Annotated in this window: 19 protein-coding genes; 13 read left to right on the forward strand and 6 right to left on the reverse strand. The window is 60.9% G+C overall.

Features of this window, described 5'->3' with window-relative positions:
- Positions 1-313 precede the first annotated feature (313 nt).
- The 7 genes from codB (at position 314) to LGL98_RS18165 (ending at position 8833) form a co-directional block, all read left to right on the forward strand.
- Positions 314-1576, forward strand: a complete 1263-nt coding sequence (gene codB, locus LGL98_RS18135) for a cytosine permease (RefSeq protein WP_136030749.1) — start codon at positions 314-316, stop codon at positions 1574-1576.
- Positions 1573-2808: a PucR family transcriptional regulator gene (locus tag LGL98_RS18140; protein WP_136030747.1), complete on the forward strand. Its 1236-nt coding sequence runs from the start codon at positions 1573-1575 to the stop codon at positions 2806-2808. Before codB ends, LGL98_RS18140 begins: the two co-directional genes overlap by 4 nt.
- The gene (gene codA, locus LGL98_RS18145; protein WP_136030745.1) at positions 2805-4043 is read left to right on the forward strand and encodes a cytosine deaminase; all 1239 of its coding nucleotides are present in this window, start codon (positions 2805-2807) and stop codon (positions 4041-4043) included. Before LGL98_RS18140 ends, codA begins: the two co-directional genes overlap by 4 nt.
- Before the next feature lie 145 nt (positions 4044-4188).
- On the forward strand, positions 4189-5139 hold the full coding sequence (locus LGL98_RS18150) for a LacI family DNA-binding transcriptional regulator (protein ID WP_168435265.1): 951 nt from the start codon (positions 4189-4191) through the stop codon (positions 5137-5139).
- A gap of 121 nt (positions 5140-5260) precedes the next feature.
- Entirely contained in the window at positions 5261-6070 is an 810-nt protein-coding gene (locus LGL98_RS18155) for an inositol monophosphatase family protein (RefSeq protein WP_136030743.1), read from the forward strand.
- 110 nt (positions 6071-6180) lie between these two features.
- Positions 6181-7539 (forward strand): MFS transporter, encoded by a 1359-nt coding sequence (locus LGL98_RS18160; protein ID WP_023288801.1) that lies wholly within the window; start codon positions 6181-6183, stop codon positions 7537-7539.
- A gap of 25 nt (positions 7540-7564) precedes the next feature.
- Positions 7565-8833, forward strand: coding sequence for a histidine phosphatase family protein (locus LGL98_RS18165; RefSeq protein WP_136030741.1), 1269 nt, complete (start codon positions 7565-7567; stop codon positions 8831-8833).
- Positions 8834-8894: 61 nt separating this feature from the next.
- Here the strand turns inward: LGL98_RS18165 and mtnA are convergent, their stop codons facing one another.
- A complete protein-coding gene (gene mtnA, locus LGL98_RS18170; RefSeq protein WP_136030740.1) occupies positions 8895-9923 on the reverse strand; it encodes an S-methyl-5-thioribose-1-phosphate isomerase in 1029 nt (342 codons plus the stop codon).
- Positions 9924-10024: 101 nt separating this feature from the next.
- Between mtnA and mtnK the strand changes: the two genes are divergently transcribed.
- The gene (gene mtnK / locus LGL98_RS18175) at positions 10025-11224 is read left to right on the forward strand and encodes an S-methyl-5-thioribose kinase (protein WP_008805598.1); all 1200 of its coding nucleotides are present in this window, start codon (positions 10025-10027) and stop codon (positions 11222-11224) included.
- Between the two features lie 145 nt (positions 11225-11369).
- A protein-coding gene (locus LGL98_RS18180) for an IS3-like element ISKpn1 family transposase (RefSeq protein WP_226651765.1) occupies positions 11370-12733 on the forward strand; the annotation gives its coding sequence in 2 pieces (ribosomal slippage) (positions 11370-11838 and positions 11838-12733; 1365 coding nt in all).
- A 155-nt stretch (positions 12734-12888) separates the two neighbouring features.
- On the opposite strand, the gene LGL98_RS18185 is transcribed toward LGL98_RS18180, so the two are convergent.
- The 4 genes from LGL98_RS18185 to LGL98_RS18200 form a co-directional block, all read right to left on the reverse strand.
- Positions 12889-14130: an LVIVD repeat-containing protein gene (locus LGL98_RS18185; protein WP_136033194.1), complete on the reverse strand. Its 1242-nt coding sequence runs from the start codon at positions 14128-14130 to the stop codon at positions 12889-12891.
- A gap of 101 nt (positions 14131-14231) precedes the next feature.
- On the reverse strand, positions 14232-15296 hold the full coding sequence (locus LGL98_RS18190; protein WP_002894036.1) for a sugar ABC transporter substrate-binding protein: 1065 nt from the start codon (positions 15294-15296) through the stop codon (positions 14232-14234).
- A gap of 20 nt (positions 15297-15316) precedes the next feature.
- On the reverse strand, positions 15317-16315 hold the full coding sequence (locus LGL98_RS18195; RefSeq protein ID WP_136033196.1) for an ABC transporter permease: 999 nt from the start codon (positions 16313-16315) through the stop codon (positions 15317-15319).
- Positions 16312-17814: a sugar ABC transporter ATP-binding protein gene (locus LGL98_RS18200; protein WP_136033198.1), complete on the reverse strand. Its 1503-nt coding sequence runs from the start codon at positions 17812-17814 to the stop codon at positions 16312-16314. Before LGL98_RS18200 ends, LGL98_RS18195 begins: the two co-directional genes overlap by 4 nt.
- A 163-nt stretch (positions 17815-17977) precedes the next feature.
- Here LGL98_RS18200 and LGL98_RS18205 point away from each other — a divergent pair, with 163 nt between their 5' ends.
- The 4 genes from LGL98_RS18205 to LGL98_RS18220 all read left to right on the forward strand — a co-directional run bounded on the left by LGL98_RS18205 (position 17978) and on the right by LGL98_RS18220 (position 20731).
- A complete protein-coding gene (locus LGL98_RS18205) occupies positions 17978-19066 on the forward strand; it encodes an oxidoreductase (RefSeq protein ID WP_136033201.1) in 1089 nt (362 codons plus the stop codon).
- A gap of 57 nt (positions 19067-19123) precedes the next feature.
- A complete protein-coding gene (locus LGL98_RS18210) occupies positions 19124-19867 on the forward strand; it encodes an SDR family NAD(P)-dependent oxidoreductase (protein ID WP_012068432.1) in 744 nt (247 codons plus the stop codon).
- 182 nt (positions 19868-20049) lie between these two features.
- Entirely contained in the window at positions 20050-20352 is a 303-nt protein-coding gene (locus LGL98_RS18215) for a type II toxin-antitoxin system RelE family toxin (protein ID WP_004147534.1), read from the forward strand.
- Complete coding sequence (locus LGL98_RS18220) at positions 20327-20731, forward strand: helix-turn-helix domain-containing protein (RefSeq protein WP_136033203.1); 405 nt, start codon at positions 20327-20329, stop codon at positions 20729-20731. Before LGL98_RS18215 ends, LGL98_RS18220 begins: the two co-directional genes overlap by 26 nt.
- On the opposite strand, the gene LGL98_RS18225 is transcribed toward LGL98_RS18220, so the two are convergent.
- A complete protein-coding gene (locus LGL98_RS18225) occupies positions 20728-20925 on the reverse strand; it encodes a YbdD/YjiX family protein (protein WP_002893903.1) in 198 nt (65 codons plus the stop codon). The two genes, LGL98_RS18220 and LGL98_RS18225, sit on opposite strands and share 4 nt — an antisense overlap.
- Positions 20926-20950: the final 25 nt, after the last annotated feature.

Raw genomic sequence — 20950 nt, forward strand, 5'->3', positions numbered from 1 at the left:
AACCTTTATTCACAGTGATTTAACCAACCGTTTTCAGTACGCCGCTATTCTCTACTCCTCTCTGGCCAAAAAATGGCGAATTGCCCTGGATGAAATTCTCCTCCTGCGCCAGAAATACCCTCGCCGCCCTCCTCTGCCCTGGACTGGTGCAAAACCTGGCAGGATGCACAGTAAAATGGCATTACCCCTCCGGGATCCTTCAATAACTGTGCATGTTGCACACCGCGTGCTATTCCCCGTGCCCGGTTTTTCCTGGCACATCTCTTGCTACTTCCGGCAATCACCGCCCATCTAACCAGCCAGAGGTTCCAGGATGTCAAACAGCAATGATTTTCCCCTTGTCGAAGCGCCCGCCGCCGGACGCAAAGGCGTATTTTCTATCGCCATGGTGTTATTCAGCTTTACCTTTTTCACCGGCACGATGTTTGCCGGCGGCAAACTCGGCGTCTCCTTTTCCATCGTCAATCTGCTGTGGATAGCCGTCATCGGCAATGCCTTGCTGGCTCTCTATGCCGCGTCGCTGGGCTGGATCGCCGCGCGCAGCGGCCTGAATACGGTGCTGATGGGCCGCTTCTGCTTCGGGGAGATCGGCAGCAAGCTGGCCGACTTTATTCTTGGCTTTGCCGAGCTGGGCTGGTACGCCTGGGGCACCGCCACGGTCGCTATCTCGCTGGTGAAGATCCTCGCCCTGCCCGAGGCGCTGACCCAGCCGCTGATGGTGCTGTTTGGCATTTTGTTCTGCGTCACCGCGCTGGTGGGCTACAAGGGACTGGACGCGCTGTCGCGCCTGTCGGTGCCATTGATGTTTGTGCTGCTGATGGTCTCCATGTCTCTGGCGCTGCACCACGCCGGCGGCTGGCAGGCAATGACCCGCATTGCGCCGAGCGACACCATGACCTGGTCGGCGGCCATCACCATGGTCTTCGGGACTTTCGCCAGCGGCGCCACCCAGGCGACGAACTGGACCCGGCTGGCCAACTCCAGCCGGACCGCCATTCTCGCCAGCATGGGCAGCTTCCTCATCGGCAACGGGCTGATGATCGTCGCCGGCGCCTGGTGCGCCATCGTCTATCAACAGGCCGATATCGTCGAAGTGCTGATCCTGCAGGGGCTGTCAGTCGCCGCGGTGATCATGCTCTGTCTCAATCTGCTGACCATCCAGGGCCCCACCATCTATAACGTCTCTGCCGCCGCCTGCCATCTGCTGCGCAGCGAACGTCGCCGGACGCTGACCCTCGCCGCCGCCGGGGTGGGCATTGTGCTCGCTATTGGCGGTATGTATGAAATGCTGATCCCCTTCCTCGTGCTGCTGGGAAGCATTATCCCGCCCATCGGCGGGGTGATCCTCGCCGACTACTGGTTCGCCCGCGGCGGGCGCTATCCCCTGCTGCAGAACGCCCGCCTGCCGCGTTTTAACTGGCTGGGACTTGGCTCCTACGCCGTCGGCGCGGTGGTGGCCTATCTGTCGCCGTGGATCGCGCCGCTGGTGGGGATCACCGTCTCCGCGCTGGTCTATATCGCCCTGACCCTTTTAAGCAAACGCCAGCCTGCCGCCGTCGCGGAGCAGGAGCCATGAGCCTGACGGTCAGCGAACTGCTGGCCCTTGAGGGACTCTCCGCCCTGCGTCTGCGGGCAGGAAAGCAAGGGCTGCAGCGGGCGGTACGCTGGTACTACGTGGCGGAAAATGAACATATCGCCGAGTGGATCATGGGCGGCGAGCTGGTGTTTATCACCGGCATCAACCATCCCCGGGATGAAGCCAACCTGATCCAGCTGCTGATGGAGGGGAAACAACGCGGCATCGCCGGGATGGTGATCCTCACCGGCGAGGCCTATATCCACGCCATTCCCGCCACGCTGATCGCCCTTGCCGACGAGCTGGGCGTGCCGCTGATCGAGCAGCCCTACCTGCTGAAGATGGTGATTGTCACCGAGCGGGTCGGCACCGCGCTGGTCCGCAGCGAAAACGCCCTGCAGTCGCAGCGCGACATTCTGATGCAGCTGGTCACCGGCGACTATCCGGATCTGCAGATGCTCCACCAGCGCGCCCTGCACCAGCAGCTCGATTTTACCCGTCCGCTGCGGCTGGCAGCGCTGCGTCTGGAGGGACTGTCCCGCCTGTTTCGCCAGTTCCCGCCCGAACAGGCCGAAGCCTGGCTACTGCAGGCCCACCGCAGCGTCCGTCAGCAGCTGCAGCAGCAGCTCAACCAGCAGGGCAATCCCTTTCCGCTGCTGGAGCGCAGCAACATGTTTCTTTTCCTGCTGCCGGATGAGGAGGGAGAAGGCTTTCAGCAGAAAAAATGGCTACAGCAGTGGCTGCAGACGCTGGCGGACGGAGAGGAGAGTTTATCGCTACTTTGCGGCCTCTCCGCGCCGCTCAGGCAGCTGCAGGGCTACCCGCGGGCGCTGTCGCAGGCGCGCCAGGCGCTGGATCTGTGCGATACCCTGCGGCCGACCCAGCGCATCAGCGACTATCAGCAGCTGGGGTTTATCAAACTGCTGTCCGCGGTCAGCGACCCGGCGCTGCTCAACGATTTTATGCACGACACTCTGGGCTGCCTGATCGAGCCGGGCCGCAAAGCGCCATGGCTGCTGCTGGAGACCCTCGAGACGCTGCTGCAGGAGAACGGCAACGTGGTGCGGGCCGCCGACCGGCTGGGTCTCCATCGCAACACGTTGCATCAGCGCATCCAGCGCATTGAAAAACTGACCGGCTACCCGGTCAGCCACCCTCAGTTTCATCTCAACGCCTCGGTCGCGCTGGTGATCTGGCGTTTATCGCAAAACCATTTACAGGACCCACCATGAAAATTATTAACGCTCGCCTGCGCCGCCAGGAGGCGCTGTTTACTCTTGACCTGCAGGACGGGATGATTCACCGCATCACCGCCCAGGCCGCGATGCAGACCACCGACGCCGGGGATATCGACGCCCAGGGCCGGCTGGCGATCCCGCCCTTCGTCGAGCCGCATATTCATCTTGACGCCACCCTCACCGCGGGCGAGCCGGAGTGGAACCGCAGCGGCACCCTGTTTGAAGGCATCACCCGCTGGAGCCAGCGCAAAGCGAGTATTACCCCGGAAGACACCCGCCAGCGGGCGCTAAAAACCATCGGCATGCTGCGCGATTTCGGCGTCCAGCACGTCCGGACCCATGTGGATGTCACCGACCCGTCACTGGCGGCCCTGAAGGCGCTGCTGGCGGTGAAACAAGAGGCCGCCGATCTCATCGATCTGCAGATTGTCGCCTTTCCGCAGGAGGGAATCGAATCGTATCCCAACGGCCGGGAGCTGATGACGCGCGCCATCGAGATGGGTGCCGACGTGGTGGGCGGCATTCCGCACTATGAGAACACCCGCGACAAAGGGGTCAGCTCGGTGATGTTTTTGATGGACCTCGCCCAGCGTTACGGCCGCCTGGTGGATGTCCACTGCGATGAAATCGACGATCCGCAGTCGCGTTTCCTCGAAGTGCTGGCGGAAGAGGCGCGGGTGCGCGGCATGGGAGCGCAGGTCACCGCCAGCCACACCTGCGCGATGGGCTCTTATGATAACGCCTACTGCTCGAAGCTGTTTCGCCTGCTGAAAGCCTCAGGCATCAACTTCATCTCCTGCCCGACCGAAAGCATCCATCTGCAGGGCCGGTTTGATAGCTGGCCGAAACGGCGCGGCGTCACCCGGGTGGCAGAGCTGGATCGCGCCGGCATTAACGTCTGCTTTGCCCAGGACTCGATTCAGGATCCGTGGTATCCGCTGGGGAACGGCAATATCCTGCGTATTCTGGATGCCGGGCTGCACATCTGCCATATGCTCGGCTATGACGATCTGCAGCGCTGCCTCGACTTCGTCACCGACAACAGCGCCCGGGCGCTGTGTCTGGGCGATAACTACGGCCTCGCCGAAGGCCGCCCGGCAAATTTGCTGATCCTCGATGCGGAAAACGACTACGAGGCCGTCCGTCGTCAGGCACGGGTGCTGACCTCCATTCGCCACGGCAAGGTGATTTTGCAGCGTGAGGTGGAGCACATCCGCTACCCGGCATAGGGCGCAAGGCGCTGCGCGACGTCCCCTTTCTGTGATACCTTTTCAGGCAGTGTGCGTGACCGACGCCCGGGCGGGCGTCGGCTTCCTGGAAAACAGACGGCGCAAAACGACGATGAGCGATAAAAAATGGATTAAGGCCGAGGACGTGGCCAGACTGGCCGGCGTCTCGCGCTCGGCGGTCTCCCGCACCTTCACCCCCGGCGCCTCGGTGTCGGAGAAGACCCGGCAGAAGGTGCTGAGCGCTGCGGAAGCCCTGGGCTATCAGGTGAATATCATCGCCCGGACGATGATCACCGGCAGCAGTAATTTTATCGGCATCGTTACCGCCGGTTTCGACAACCCGTTTCGCAGCAAACTGCTGGCGCCGCTGGTCCATCAGCTGGCGCTCAATGGCTTTATGCCGCTGCTGATGAACGCTGACGATCCGCAGCAGCTCGCCCCCTCGCTTAAACAGCTGCTGAGCTACCACGTCGCCGGGGTGATCATCACCTCCGGCGCGCCGCCGCTGTCGCTGGCGGAAGAGTATCTGGCGCGCAAGATCCCCGTCACCCTGATCAACCGCCATGCGGACCTCGCCGGCTGCGATCGGGTGTGCAGCGATAACGCCCAGGGGGCGAAGCTGGTGGCGGATCTGTTCAGTCGCCGAGGCTGGCAGCAGGTTGGCTTTATTGGCGAAAATCGCGAGAACTTCAGCACCCGCCAGCGCTATGACGCTTTCATCGCCCGGACGTCGGGTATGGCGGTGAGCAGCCGCTTCTGCGACGGCGGCGGCTATCAGGCCGGCTACCAGGCCGCCAGAGAATTGGTTGCTGAAAACCCCGGGGTGCAGGCGCTGTTCTGCGCCACCGATATGCTGGCGCTGGGCGCCCTGGATGGCCTGCGGGACGCCCCCGCCCCGCTGCCGGCCATCGTCGGTTTTGACGATATCCCGCAGGCGGACTGGCAGCCCTATCAGCTGACCACCGTCCAGCAGAATACCGCCCTGCTGGCGCACCACGCGGTGGATCTGTTGGTGACGCGGATCGCCCGCTTCAGCCTGCCCTCGCGCCATCGCGAAGTGCCAGTGAAACTAATTATTCGCCATAGCGCGAAATGAAAAAATCATTTTATGCTGGAGGGATCACAGAATCTTCTGCGAAACCCGGCCACACTCATTCGGCCCTTCGGGGCTGTTTTTTTCACGCAAAATGCACACGTGTGCAAAATAGGGAGTCACTATGCAATCTCAGGAATCAGAAGCGCTACAGGCCCGCTACCGTTTGGCCTGCGAGCTGGCGAAAGCGGGCGCTGAGCTGGCGTTTGAATACTATCAACAGCGGGAGGCGCTGGCCGTCGACCATAAAGGCGATGACCTGCAGGATGTGGTCAGCGTGGCCGATAAGCGGGTGGAAGCCTTTGTCAAACAGCGCATTCAGAGCGCGTTTCCGGAGGATGGCTTTCTCGGCGAAGAGAGCGGTGCCCGCCTGCCCGACGCCCGGATCCTGTGGGTGGTCGACCCCATCGATGGAACCAGCTGTTTCCTCAACGGCCTGCACACCTGGTGCCTGTCGCTGGCGATCGTCGCCGACGACGAACCGGTCATCGGCGTGGTCTACGACCCCAACCATCGCGAGCTGTTTCATGCCCTGCGGGGCCATGGCGCCTGGCTCAACGACGCCCCGCTCCGTCCACACCCCGCAACGACGGTCAAAGAGGGCGTGATGGGCGTCGGCACCTCGCATCGCGTCACCCCGGCGGACTTTCTGCCGTTTCTGCAGGCGCTGCTCAGCGACGGCGGCATGTTTATCCGCAACGGTTCCGGGGCATTGATGAGCGCCTGGGCGGCGGCGGGCCGGTTGATTGGCTACTACGAGCCGCACATGAACCCGTGGGACGCCCTGCCGGGGCTGGTGCTGATGCGCGAAGCGGGCGGCGCCAGCAACGATTTTCTGGCGCAGGAGGGGATCCAGCGCGGCAATCCGCTGCTGCTGGCCAGCCAGACGCTCTACCCGCAGCTGAAAAAGATGATCCCACAACCCTTACATTAACCCTTACGGGTCAGGCTATCTCTGATTATGTACTCTACACAGTAACGATAACTTCACTCACGGACGAACCACATCAATCAGTCACGCCTCCGACCTGCGGAGAACCACCTATGTCTGGAATTATCGCTTTTTTCCGGGCGTCGCCGCCGAAAGCGGGCGCCGCGTTTGATGAACACCGTTTTCGCCGGGTGCGCTGGCAAACCTTTATCGCCATGACCCTGGCCTACGTGACCTTTTACGTCTGCCGGTTATCGTTCACCGTCGCCAAAAGCGCGCTGGTGGAGCTGGGGATCACTCCAACGGAGCTCGGCATGATCGGCTCTACTCTGTTCTTCAGCTACGCCATCGGCAAACTGGTCAATGGCTTTATCGCCGATCACGCCAACGTGGTGCGCTATATGAGCCTCGGTTTATTGCTCAGCGCCGGGATGAACCTGATGATGGGGATGACCACCAACGCCCTGCTGCTGGCCATCTTCTGGGGGATCAACGGCTGGGCGCAGTCGATGGGCGTCGGCCCCTGCGCGGTCTCGCTGGCGCGTTGGTACGGCGTTAAGGAGCGCGGCACCTTCTATGGCATCTGGTCGACGGCGCATAATATCGGCGAGGCGGTGACCTATATGGTGATCGCTGCGGTGATCGCCGGGTTTGGCTGGCAGATGGGCTACCTGTCCACCGCCGCGCTCGGCGCCGCCGGGGTGGTGCTGCTGGTGTTGTTCATGCACGATTCGCCGCAGAGCAGCGGCTTCCCGTCCATCAACGTCATCCGCGATGAACCGCAGGAGGAGGCCGAAGCGCGCGGCTCGGTGTTTAAAAACCAGTTGCTGGCTCTACGCAACCCGGCGCTGTGGACCCTCGCCCTCGCCTCTGCCTTTATGTACATCGATCGCTACGCCGTTAACTCGTGGGGGATCTTCTTTCTCGAGCAGGATAAAGCTTATTCCACGCTGGAGGCGTCCGGGATTATCGGCGTCAACGCCATCGCCGGCATCGCCGGGACCATCATCGCCGGCATGCTCTCCGACCGCTTTTTCCCGCGCAACCGCAGCGTGATGGCCGGGTTTATCAGCCTGCTGAACACCGCCGGCTTTGCCCTGATGCTCTGGTCGCCGCACAATTATTACACTGATATTCTGGCGATGATTATCTTCGGGGCCACCATTGGCGCTCTGACCTGCTTCCTCGGCGGGCTGATCGCCGTCGATATCTCCTCGCGCAAGGCCGCCGGGGCCGCGCTCGGCACCATCGGCATCGCCAGCTACGCCGGCGCCGGCCTGGGCGAATTTCTCACCGGGATCATTATTGATAAAACGGCTATCCTTGAGAACGGCAAAACGCTGTATGATTTCAGCACGTTGGCGCTGTTCTGGGTGGGTACCGGTCTGGGTTCCGCGCTACTCTGTTTTACCACTGCCGCCATCGTCGCCCGGCGCCATGCCGTCGAACGGCAGACCTCGTTCTCCTCATAACCGATTAACGCATAAGGAAGAAGATATGATGCCTGCAAGACATCAGGGGCTGTTACGCCTGTTTATCGCCTGCGCCCTGCCGCTGCTGGCGCTGCAATCCGCCGCCGCCGCGGACTGGCAGCTGGAGAAAGTGGTCGAGCTCAGCCGCCACGGTATTCGTCCGCCGACGGCCGGCAACCGGGAAGCCATCGAGGCCGCCACCGGACGACCGTGGACCGAGTGGACCACCCATGACGGGGAGCTCACCGGCCATGGCTATGCCGCCGTGGTCAACAAAGGGCGTGAGGAGGGCCAGCACTATCGCCAGCTCGGCCTGCTGCAGGCGGGATGCCCGACGGCGGAGTCGATTTACGTGCGCGCCAGTCCGCTGCAGCGGACGCGGGCGACCGCCCAGGCGCTGGTGGATGGCGCCTTCCCCGGCTGCGGCGTCGCTATCCATTACGTCAGCGGAGATGCCGATCCCCTGTTTCAGACCGACAAGTTCGCCGCCACGCAAACCGACCCCGCCCGTCAGCTGGCGGCGGTAAAAGAGAAGGCCGGGGATCTGGCGCAGCGTCGGCAGGCGCTGGCGCCGACTATCCAGTTATTGAAACAGGCGGTTTGTCAGGCCGATAAGCCCTGCCCGATCTTCGACACCCCGTGGCAGGTCGAGCAGAGCAAAAGTGGGAAGACCACCATTAGCGGACTGAGCGTGATGGCCAATATGGTGGAGACGCTGCGTCTCGGCTGGAGTGAAAATCTGCCTCTCAGCCAGCTGGCGTGGGGCAAGATCACCCAGGCCAGGCAGATCACCGCCCTGCTGCCGCTGTTAACGGAAAACTACGATCTGAGTAACGATGTGTTGTATACCGCGCAAAAACGCGGGTCGGTGCTGCTCAACGCCATGCTCGACGGCGTCAAACCGGAGGCGACCCCGAACGTACGCTGGCTGCTGCTGGTGGCCCATGACACCAATATCGCCATGGTGCGCACGCTGATGAACTTTAGCTGGCAGCTGCCGGGCTACAGCCGGGGAAATATCCCGCCGGGCAGTAGCCTGGTGCTGGAGCGCTGGCGCAACGCCAAGAGCGGGGAACGCTATCTGCGGGTCTATTTCCAGGCGCAAGGCCTCGACGACCTGCGTCGTCTGCAGACGCCGGACGCGCAGCACCCGATGCTGCGTCAGGAGTGGCGTCAGCCGGGCTGCCGTCAGACCGACGTCGGTACGCTGTGTCCCTTCCAGGCGGCCATCACCGCGCTGGGTCAGCGTATCGACCGGTCATCCGCCCCGGCGGTAGCCATGGTCCTGCCGTAGCGGCACGGTGTTTGTCCGGGCCCGGGAAAGCCATTTTTTCCAGGCCCGGCACGGTGTCGTGCTATCCATTGTCCGGTGCAAACGCCCCGGCGGCGACCTGCGCCGGCGTGACCACCCCGCTGTCCAGCACCCAGCCGCTAATCAGCGCTGCCGGCGTGACGTCGAACGCCGGATTGTACACGGCGGCCCCCGTCGGCGCCCACTGTACCGCGCCAAAGCTGCCCGCCACCCCGGTCACTTCCGCCGCCGCACGCTGCTCAATGGGGATCGCCGCGCCGTTCGGGCAATAGCGGTCGAGGGTGGTCTGCGGGGCAGCGACGTAAAACGGGATCTGGTGATAATGGGCCAAAACCGCCAGCGAATAGGTGCCGATTTTATTCGCCACGTCGCCGTTGGCGGCGATACGGTCGGCGCCGACCCACACCGCATCCACCAGCCCCTGCGCCATCAGGCTGGCGGCCATTGAATCGGTGATCAACTGATACGGCACGCCCAGCTCGCCCAGCTCCCAGGCGGTTAAACGTCCGCCCTGCAGCAACGGCCGAGTTTCATCGACCCACACATTGGTCACCTTTCCCTGCCGGTGCGCCAGCGCGATAACCCCCAGGGCGGTCCCTACCCCGGTGGTCGCCAGACCACCGGTGTTGCAGTGGGTTAGCAGTCGACTGCCGGGCTTCACCAGCGCACTGCCCGCCTCAGCGATGCGGTCGCACAGCTGTTTATCTTCTTCGACCAGACGCAAAGCTTCCGCTTCCAGCGCCTGCGGGTAATCCTCCCGGGCCAGCGCTTGCTTCATGCGATCCAGATTATTCATCAGGTTGACAGCCGTCGGCCGCGCCGCGCGCAGCGTCTCCAGCGCCTGCAGGAGTTCATCCCGGTTCAGGCCGCGCTGGGCCAGCAGCGCCAGCAGCAGGCTGGCGGACAGGCCAATCAGCGGCGCGCCGCGCACCCGCAGGGCATGAATATGGTCCACCAGCAGCGCAACGTTATCCGCCGCCAGCCAGCGTTTTTCCTGCGGCAAGGCCTGCTGGTCGAGAATAAAAAGCTGATTTTCACTCACCCGCAGGCTGGTGGTCTGTAATGTCTGCATGTCGTTAAATCCCTGTTGCGTTGTTGTATCACATTGTGTCAGGATGGAATCCAGAAGTATAGACGTCTGAACGGCTTAATCAGAATTCGAGGATCGAGGCAATGTCGCAATACCATACCTTCACCGCCCACGATGCCGTGGCTTACGCGCAGCAGTTCGCCGGCATCGACAACCCATCTGAGCTGGTCAGCGCGCAGGAAGTGGGCGATGGCAACCTCAATCTGGTGTTTAAAGTGTTCGATCGCCAGGGCGTCAGCCGGGCTATCGTTAAACAGGCCCTGCCCTACGTGCGCTGCGTCGGCGAATCCTGGCCGCTGACCCTCGACCGCGCCCGTCTGGAAGCGCAGACCCTGGTCGCCCACTATCAGCACAGCCCGCAGCACACGGTAAAAATCCATCACTTTGATCCCGAGCTGGCGGTGATGGTAATGGAAGATCTTTCCGACCACCGCATCTGGCGCGGGGAGCTTATCGCTAACGTCTACTACCCGCAGGCGGCCCGCCAGCTTGGCGACTATCTGGCGCAGGTGTTGTTCCACACCAGTGATTTCTATCTCCATCCCCACGAGAAAAAAGCGCAGGTGGCGCAGTTTAGTAACCCGGCGATGTGCGAGATCACCGAGGATCTGTTCTTTAACGACCCGTATCAGATCCACGAGCGCAATAACTACCCGGCGGAGCTGGAGGCCGATGTCGCCGCCCTGCGCGACGACGCCCAGCTTAAGCTGGCGGTGGCGGCGCTGAAGCACCGTTTCTTTGCCCATGCGGAAGCGCTGCTGCACGGCGATATCCACAGCGGGTCGATCTTCGTTGCCGAAGGCAGCCTGAAGGCCATCGACGCCGAGTTCGGCTATTTCGGCCCCATCGGTTTCGATATCGGCACCGCCATCGGCAACCTGCTGCTTAACTACTGCGGCCTGCCGGGCCAGCTCGGTATTCGCGACGCCGCCGCCGCGCGCGAGCAGCGACTGAACGATATCCACCAGCTGTGGACCACCTTCGCCGAACGCTTCCAGGCATTGGCGGCGGAGAAAACCCGCGACGCGGCCCTGGCTTACCCCGGCTACGCTTCCGCCTTTCTGAAGAAAGTCTGGGCCGACGCGGTTGGCTTCTGCGGTAGCGAACTGATCCGCCGCAGCGTCGGGCTGTCGCACGTCGCGGATATCGACACTATTCAGGACGACGCCATGCGTCATGAATGCCTGCGCCACGCCATTACCCTCGGCAAAGCGCTGATTGTGCTGGCCGAGCGTATCGATAGCGTCGACGAGCTGCTGGCGCGAGTGCGCCAGTACAGCTGAGTGCGGCCTGTTTTCCCTCACCCCAACCCTCTCCCACAGGGAGAGGGAGCACCCCCTAAAAAAGTGCCATTTTCTGGGATTGCCCGGCGGCGCTGCTGGACTGCACCCCAAAAGTTGGACACCCAACTGAGTAAGGTGCAGTTTTATGGCTAAACCAAAGTATTCCCCTGAAACAAAACTGGCTGTGGTTAATCATTATTTGTCCGGTAAAGACGGAGAACAGAGCACAGCCGACCTTTTTGGTATTGAAAGAACATCTGTCCGTCGCTGGGTCAGGGCATGGCAGTTCCACGGTGCAGAAGGCCTGACTGCAAAAAATAATCATTATTCCGATGAATTTAAACTCGTGGTCGTCCGGGCGGTTATCAGTGACCGCCTGACGATGCGTGAAGCGGCTGCCCGGTTTAATCTCTCCGCAGAAATACTTGTCCGGCGCTGGCTCGACGTGTACAACGATGCCGGAGCGGAAGGTCTTTTAAACATGCAATGCGGACGGCCCGGAAAAATGACAAAGCCAAAAAATATCCCACCACTGACAGATAAAGAGCTGGAAAAACTCTCCCCCGAAGAGCTCAGGGCCGAACTGCGTTATCTGCGGGCAGAGAATGCCTATCTAAAAAAGTTGAAAGCCTTGGTTCAGAGCGAAAAAAATGGCAAAAAGCCCTGATAATCAGTGAACTAAGGCATGAACACGCTCTGCGGGACCTTCTGCGGGCGGCCGGTATGTCCCGTAGTACGTGGTATTACAATATGAATGCACTGAAGCAAGGGGACAGGTATGCGGGTCTTAAAGAGAACATCAGGAAGATATACCACTATCACAAAGGTCGTTATGGCTACCGCAGGATCACGCTCGCACTGAGAAAACAGGGGCTGCGGATAAACCATAAAACAGTGCAGCGGCTGATGGCCGAACTGTCACTCCGGTCTGTGATAAGGGCGAAAAAATATCGTGCCTGGAAAGGGAGAACGGGCGAGGCCGCGCCCAATATCCTGAGCCGGAACTTCGGTGCGTCAAAAGCCAACGAAAAATGGGTAACAGATGTGACAGAGTTCCCGGTACAGGGAAAAAAGCTTTACCTGTCGTCAGTTCTCGATCTGTTTAACCGGGAGGTTATCGCCTACAGCCTGTCGGAAAGGCCGGTGATGGAGATGGTGAATACGATGCTGGACGGTGCGTTCCCGAAGCTCAGACCGGGAGATGCTCCGCTGCTGCACTCGGATCAGGGCTGGCATTACAGGATGAGGGGCTATCAGGAACGTTTAAAGGCGCATGGGATGACGCAGAGTATGTCGCGTAAAGGAAACTGCCTGGATAATGCAGTGATGGAAAACTTCTTCGGTACCCTGAAATCGGAGTGTTTTTATCTGAGGGAGTTCAGGAGTGTCAGTGCGCTAAGAAAAGCCGTAGAGGACTATATCCATTACTACAACAACGAGCGGATAAGCCTGAAATTAAAAGGCCTGAGTCCGGTAGAGTACCGAACCCAGGCTCTGAGAGCCGCTTAATATGAACCATCCAACTTTATGGGGTCAGTCCACTGCGCTTGCCGGGCCTACAAATAGCCGCATAACGGTTTGATCTTGCACTCTTTCGTAGGCCGGGTAAGGCGAAAGCCGCCACCCGGCAGACATCCGAGTACGATTTTGCGTTTACCTTGCCCTCACCCCAGATACTCAATCACCGACAGCCCGCCGTTGTAATCGGTGCTGTAGATAATTCCCCGGGCATCGACAAACACATCGCAGGACTGAATTACCCGCGGGCGGCCGGGACGGGTATCCATCATTCTCTCTGGCGCCGCCGGCACCAGCGCCCCGGTCTCCAGCGGACGATACGGGTTGGAAATATCGTAAGCCCGCACGCCGGCATTCTGATACGTGGCAAAAATCAGCGTTGAGCTGACAAAGCTGCCGGGACGATTCTCATGCAGGTTATGCGGGCCGAAATGCGCCCCTTTCGCCACATAATCCGCTTCGTCCGGCTGCGGGAAGGTGGCGATGCTCACCGGGTTGGTTGGCTCGCGGATATCAAACAGCCAGATCAGCTTCTCGCCGTCCTCTTGATTGTCGAGCACCGCTTCATCCAGCACCACCAGCAGATCGCGATCCGGTAGCGGCAGCGCGGTATGCGTTCCGCCGCCGAACGGCGGGCTCCAGTTGCGATGGCTAATCAGCCTCGGCTGGGTACGATCTTTGACATCCAGCAGCGTCAGGCCGCCGTCGCGCCAGCTGCCGTAGGCGGTATCCCCGGCAATAATGGCGTGATGCAGCGCATAGCGTTTGCCCTGCGGCCAGTCCGGTGTTTCACCGCCCGCCTGGTGCATCCCCGGCAGCCACCAGCGCCCGGCCACTTCGGGCTTACGCGGATCGGCCAGATCGATGGTCAGGAAGATGTAGTCGGTAAAACCGTCAATCAGCGCGGACACATACGCCCAACGCCCGCCGACGTACCAGATGCGGTGAATACCGATGCCGTTAAGCGACAGAAAACTGATTTCCCGCGGCTGCGCAGGCGTGGAAATATCAAAGATGCGCAGCCCGGCGCTCCAGCCCCTGTCCTGCACATCGCCGACCGTGTCGCCCACCGAGCGGGTGTAGTAGACCTTCTCATCAGCAAAACGGGCGTCGGCAAACAGATCCCGGGCGTTGATCACCAGCAGCAGATCGTCATGCGCCTGCAGATGCACGTTCCAGGTGCCCGGCGGCGCGGCAATATAGTTGACGGTGGTGGGCCGGGTCGGATCGCGAACATCGACCACGGAAAAACCCTGCGACACCATATGGCCGATATAGGCGAATCCGCGGTGCACCATCAGTTGCACGCCGTCCGGACGACCGCCCTGATCGCTATGACCAATCAGCCGCATATTGCGGCTGTATTCGGGGGAAGGTAATGCTGACATAGGGGATCCCTCTCGCCCGGTGGCATGGTTTTCCCCCTCTCCCTGCGGAGAAGGCCGGGGCGAGGGCACCAGGCCGCCGCCCACCGCCACCCGGCTTGATATTATTTGTTTTTCGCTTCCAGCGTCGCGAACCACGGCGCGATAAAGTCTTCGGTCTGGCCCCAGCCAGGGATAATTTTCCCCAGCGACGCCACGTTCACCGCCCCCGGCTGGGCCGCCAGCAGCGCCTGGGGAATCGCTGCCGCCTTGAAGTCGTAGGTGGCTGGCGTCGGCTCGCCGGCGATCTTGTTGGCGATCAGCCGCACGTTGGTCGCGCCGATAAGCTTCGGATCCACCGCCACGCTCACCTTCCACGGGCTGCCGGCTTCGCGCATCAGCTGCAGATCCTGGTTGGAAATATCAATGCTGTAGAGTTTGATCTCGGTGCGGCCGTTCTCTTTCAGCGCTTTATAGGCTCCCTGGCTAAAGGCATCCCAGGTGCCCCAGATCGCGTCAATTTTCCCTTTCGGATACTTGGCGAGGATCGCCCCCACCTTGTTGGCAGTGTCGCCCTGCACATCGGATGACACGGCGCCGATCGACTCCAGCTCTTTAATCCCCGGATTTTGCTTCAGCAGCGTCTGGTAAGCCGCCTGACGGCGCTCCATCGGCGGGAAGCCCGCCACCCACAGCTTGACGATGTTGGCCTTGCCGTTGAAATCTTTCACCAGCTGGCCAAAAGAGAGCTCGGTCAGTGAGGCATCATCCTGCTGACTGACCGTCACCCCGGGGATCTCACCGCTTACCGCGGTATCGAACACTGCCACTTTGATCCCGGCGTCCACCGCCTTCTTCACCAGGGCGGTGGAATACGGGTCACGCCCCTGGGAGAGAATAATGCCATCGTATTTCTGGCTGATGGCCTGGTTGACGAAGTCCTGGAATTTGGCGTCATCGCCGTTGCTCAGGAAGGTGCTGATTTTGAAACCGAGCTTTTTGCCCTCCTGCAGCGCCCCGGCGACAAACTGGGTGGTGTTATCGTCAGACCCGAGGTTGCGGATCACGGCAATGCGGATCGGGCCGTTGTGTTCGGCAATCGCCGCCGGCACCGGCGTCGGGGCGGTGGCCAGCGCCGCCGTCGACTGCAGCAGACCCAGCGTCATCAGAGAGAGTGCGATCTTTTTCATGCGGTTTACCCTGTAAAATGTTAAGTACGGCGCTGAAAATAGGTCAGTGCCAGCGCGCCAGCCAGCACCAACCCTTTAATAATGTCCATCGCGTAATACGGCACCGAGAGCATCACCAGCCCGTTGGAGAGCACGCCGAGGATCACCGCCCCCACCAGCGTCCCCAGGGCGTTCGGTTTACCGGAGCCCGCCAGCGAAAAGCCGATCCATGCCGCCGCCACTGCGTCCATCAGATAGCCGCCGCCGGCGTTGACCTGCGAGGATCCGATACGCGAGGCCAGCAGAATGCCGCCCAGCCCGGCCAGCAGCGAGGCAATCACGTATGCTGCGACTTTGTAACGTGTGATCCGCAGGCCGGAGAGCCGCGCGGCCTCCGGGTTGCCGCCGATGGCGTACATCCGCCGTCCGTGAGTGGTGAACGACAGCGCCAGCTGGGCGACCAACGTCACCACCAGCATGATGATGACGATGGTCGGCACCTGCCCCAGCGCGCCAAAGGCCGTCGGGATAGTGCCTTCCGCCATCTCGCCGCTCGGCAGCACCATGTTTTCAGTGATGGAACCGCCGTAGCTGTAGGTCATCGCCACGCCCTGAATCACAAACAGGCTGGCCAGGGTGGCGAGCATGTCGGGAATGCGCAGCACCACGATCAGAAAGGCGTTAAACAGCCCCACCAGGGTGCAGAGCGCGAGGGTGATCAGAATCGCTTCGGTGGTCCCCAGGCCATGCCAGACAAACAGGGAAATCACCAGCGCGTTAGCCAGCGATGCCGTCGATCCCACTGACAGATCAAAGCCGCCAATGGTGAGAGAAATCGACACCCCAATGGCAATCACCGTCACGATGGCAATCGAGCGCAGAATGTTGATGATGTTGAACGGATCAAGGAAGTTGTCCGAGGCGAGGCCAAAGACCGCCACCAGCAGCACCACGGTCAGCAACATGCCCCATTTATAGAGAAAATCAAAAAATCGCTGACGGCCCGATACCGTCGCGTTTACTGCCAGGGCCTTGCTCACGCTGCCGCTCCTCCGGTTGAATAATAAAGCAACGTCTCTTCCCGGGCTTCCGCGCCGGGGATCTCCGCCACAATCCGTCCGTCCCATAGCACGCAGATGCGGTCGCATAAACCGACCAGCTCGGCGAATTCACCCGAGGCATAAATCACCCCTTTGCCTTCCCGCGCCAGACCATCGATCAGCATGAACAGATCGGTTTTCGCTTTCACATCGACCCCTTTGGTCGGTTCGTCAAAAATCAAAACATTGGCATGACTGCGCAGCCATTTGCCAATGGCCACCTTCTGCTGGTTGCCGCCAGAAAGACGGCGCAGCATCTGACCGGGACCGGTAGCGCGCACGCCGAGGCGGGCAATCACCTCCTCCGCCCAGCGCCAGGCCTGCCGATGGCCAAACAGGCTCCAGCGCGAAAAGCTGTTATCGGCGCTGACCGCCAGGTTCATCGCGATCGGCTCTTCAATGAAAATGCCCTCTTTGCGTCGCTCCTCCGGGACCAGCGCCAGGCCGCGCCCCACCGAGTCGGCTGGATCGCGCGGTCGCCACGGCTGGCCGTTCAGCTCGCCACGCTGCACCCGGCTTTTGCTGGCGCCGAACAGCGCTTTGCACAGCTCGGTTTTGCCCGCGCCGGCCAGCCCGGCGATACCAAGAATTTCCCCCTTGCGCAGGCGCAGCGAAATATCCTGCAGCAGCGCCTCATCATGCAAACCGTCAACCTGCAGCAGCACCTCTTCGCCGTGCGGCGGGCGCGGCGGCGGGAAGATATCGCTCAGCTCGTGGCCCAGCATCTTTTCGACGATCTGTTCGCCGCTCAGCGGCGCCATCGGGCCGCTCTCAATCAGCCGCCCGTCGCGCAGAACCGTCAGGGTGTCGCAGATTGCCTTCAGTTCATGGATACGATGCGAAATAAACACCACTCCGATCCCCTGGTGCTGCAGACGGCTTACTACCGCGAACAGACGCTCACTTTCATGCTGATCCAGTGGCGCGGTGGGTTCATCGAGGATCAAAAAGCGGCAATGGTGCGACAGGGCACGGGCCAGCAGGATTTGCTGTTTTTCGGCGAGCGTGCAGCTGTCAATGGAGCGCCTGACGTCCAGCGCCACGTCCAGCTGCGCCAGCGCCTCGCGCGCCAGCTGGCGAACCCGCGACCAGCGAAACGCCATGCCCGGCTCTGCCAGCCTGTCCAGCATGATGTTTTCCGCAATGCTCAGGCCCGGCACCAGCGCCACATCCACCTCCTGCTGCACCAGGTGGATCCCCAGCTGTTTAGCATCCCGCGGCGAACGAATGGTGACCGGCTGGTTGTTGATCGTCACCTCGCCTTCATAATGGGCATGGGTGCCGCACAGCACCGCCATCAGCGTCGACTTACCCGCGCCGTTGGCGCCGGTCAGGGCATGCACCGACCCGCCATGGAGGGTAAAGTCCACCTTGTTCAGCGCCTGAAAGCCGGAGAAGGCCAGGCTAATGTTATGCATCTCAAGGCGATTCGCGCTCATCACTGCTCCCGTGCGGCAATTAATCTTCTGATTTAACGAATTTTTCATAGCCGCCGCTGGCTGACAACTGCGTAAAAAGCATAAGATACAACGAAATAATATTAGCCATCTGGATGTCCAGACATAACATCAGGTTAGCCCAACACCCATAAGGACAGCTTCCATGAGCAACAGCGATATCCGCGTCGTGCCCGGCCCGGCCAACTATTTCTCCCACCCCGGCAGCCTTGAGCGGCTGAGCGATTTTTTTAACGCCGACCAGCTCTCGCGAGCGGTGTGGGTCTATGGCGAGCGCGCTCTGGCCGGCGCCGAACCTTTTCTGCCGGCGGCCTTCCACCTGCCGGAGGCGAAAAAGATCCGCTTTACCGGCCACTGCAGCGAACGCGACGTGGCGGGGCTGGTGCAGGCCTCCGGTGACGATCGGGCGGTAGTGATTGGCGTCGGCGGCGGCGCGCTGCTCGACAGCGCGAAAGTGCTGGCCCGCCGCCTGGGGGTACCGCTGGTGGCCATCCCGACTATCGCCGCCACCTGCGCGGCGTGGACGCCGCTGTCGGTGTGGTATAGCGACGCCGGACAGGCCCTGAATTTTGAGATCTTCGATGACGCCAACTTCCTGGTGCTGGTGGAGCCGCGCATCATTCTCAACGCCCCGGCGGAGTATCTGCTGGCGGGCATTGGCGACACCTTAGCCAAATGGTATGAGGCCGTGGTGCTGGCGCCGCAGCCGGAGGCGCTGCCGCTCACCGTGCGGCTAGGGATTAACGGCGCGCTGGCGATCCGCGACGTGCTGCTGGCCAGCAGCGAAACGGCGCTGGCGGACCAGCGCCGCGGCGATCTGACCCAGGCGTTTCGCGATGTGGTGGAGGCGATTATCGCCGGCGGCGGGATGGTTGGTGGGCTGGGGGAACGTTACACCCGGGTCGCCGCCGCCCATGCGGTGCACAACGGACTGACGGTCCTGCCGCAGACGGATAAATTCCTCCACGGTACCAAAGTGGCCTACGGCATTCTGGTACAGAGCGCCCTGCTTGCTCAGGACGATGTGCTGGCGCAGTTAGTGCAGGCGTATCAGCGCTTTAACCTGCCGACCACCCTGGCAGCGCTGGAGGTCGATATCAATAACCGCGCAGAGCTGGACCGGGTCATTGCCCATACCCTGCGCCCGGGCGAGTCGATTCATTATTTACCGGTGACGTTAACCCCTGAGGTTCTGCGCGCGGCGTTTGAGAAGGTGGAATACTTCAGCCGTTAATCACCCCGACCGTCTATACCTAATGATGATGCTCACCACTCTCGCAACGAGGTCATCATGCAGATCGATTTAACAGGTAAGAAGGCGCTGGTTACCGGCGCCAGCCGTGGGTTGGGTCGCGCAATCGCGCTGTCGCTGGCGCGCGCCGGCGCCGATGTGGTTATTACGTATGAAAAATCGGCCGATAAAGCCCAGGCGGTCGCCGATGAAATAAAGGCGCTGGGTCGGCACGGCGAGGCGGTGCAGGCCGACAGCGCCAGCGCGCAGGCGATTCAGGAGGCGGTAACCCATGCTGCCCGGTCCCTCGGCGGGCTGGATATTCTGGTCAACAACGCCGGGATCGCCCGCGGCGGTCCACTGGAATCCATGACGCTGGCGGACATTGACGCGCTTATCAACGTCAATATTCGTGGGGTGGTCATCGCCACCCAGGAAGCGCTGGTGCATATGGCCGATGGCGGACGGATCATCAACATCGGCAGCTGTCTGGCTAATCGCGTGGCCATGCCGGGCATCGCGGTTTACGCCATGACCAAGTCCGCCCTCAACGCCCTGACCCGTGGCCTGGCGCGTGATTTAGGCCCTCGCGGGATCACCGTTAACCTTGTCCATCCAGGGCCGACCAACAGCGATATGAACCCGGAAGACGGGGAACAGGCGGAAGCCCAGCGCCAGATGATTGCGGTCGGTCACTACGGCCAGCCGGAAGACATCGCCGCGGCGGTCACCTTCCTCGCCAGCCCGGCCGCCGGGCAGATCTCCGGTACGGGGCTGGACGTGGATGGTGGTTTGAACGCCTGATCGCACATTTTCTGCAAGCCTCTGTCGCCCGGCAGAGGCCTTTTCGAGCCGCTTCGACGGGTTGCGTTTTGCCTCTTACCTGCGTTTTTTCTCCGCTCTACAGTCCCCATAAGAAATTCGGAATTTATCTAATAGTCTTATTATTTCCTTATATTTTGTGTGGGCGTACAGTGGAGGTACGGATGAAAATTGTCTGGTCAAAAACGGCAGATAAGCAATTTTCTAAAATCGATACTCGGTATAAGAGCCGCATTAAATCCAGGCTGGAGAAGATGGATGATAAAGCTTCACCTATCTCGGATATCAAAAAATTGTCCTCTCCCGAAAACCACTACCGGCTGCGATTAGGTGATTACAGAGTCATCTACACCTTTGGGGATCCGCCGGGCGATACCTGCTACGTCGTGGCGGTTAAACGCCGAACCACCACCACCTACCTTCATGAGGAACATACCGAATATGACTATTCAGTACATCAAGGATGAAGAAGGAAAAGACCAGTATGTCGTCATTCCTTACAGCGATTACTTTCGTATGCGCCTGGCTCTGCTGGAGTACGACGACGAGGATGAAAGCGACTGGGAAGATATTCCTTATGAATCAGATATCTATGATGACGTCATGCTGCCGGGCGAAGTATGCGACGTGATGCATAAAGAAAACGTCAGCCTGCAGGCCGCGTGGCGCATCCTGCGCGGGCTATCCCAGCAGGAGGTAGCCGAAAAGCTTGGCATCAGCCAGTCCGCGGTGTCACAGCTGGAAGCGCTGGACTCCCGTCCGCAAAAGCGCACCCGCGAGAAGCTGGCGGCGATTTACGGCTGTACTCAGGAGCAGATCAGCCTCTATCTGCCGAAAGAGGGTTAACAGCACTTCGCCCCGCCCTTGCCGCCGTAGCGCGCGTCCTGGCGCTCGCGAAAGAACTCTTCATAGGTCATCGGCGTCTGATCCGGGTGGGTTATTCGCATGTGCTCGACGTAGTTATCGTAATCCGGCACGCCGATCATCATCTTCGCCGCCTGGCCCAGGTACTTACCTGCTTTGGAAAGGGTGTCGAACATAAGTCATTTCTCTTTTGTTTCCCAC

This window comes from Klebsiella africana (assembly GCF_020526085.1).
Classification (GTDB): Bacteria; Pseudomonadota; Gammaproteobacteria; order Enterobacterales; family Enterobacteriaceae; genus Klebsiella; species Klebsiella africana.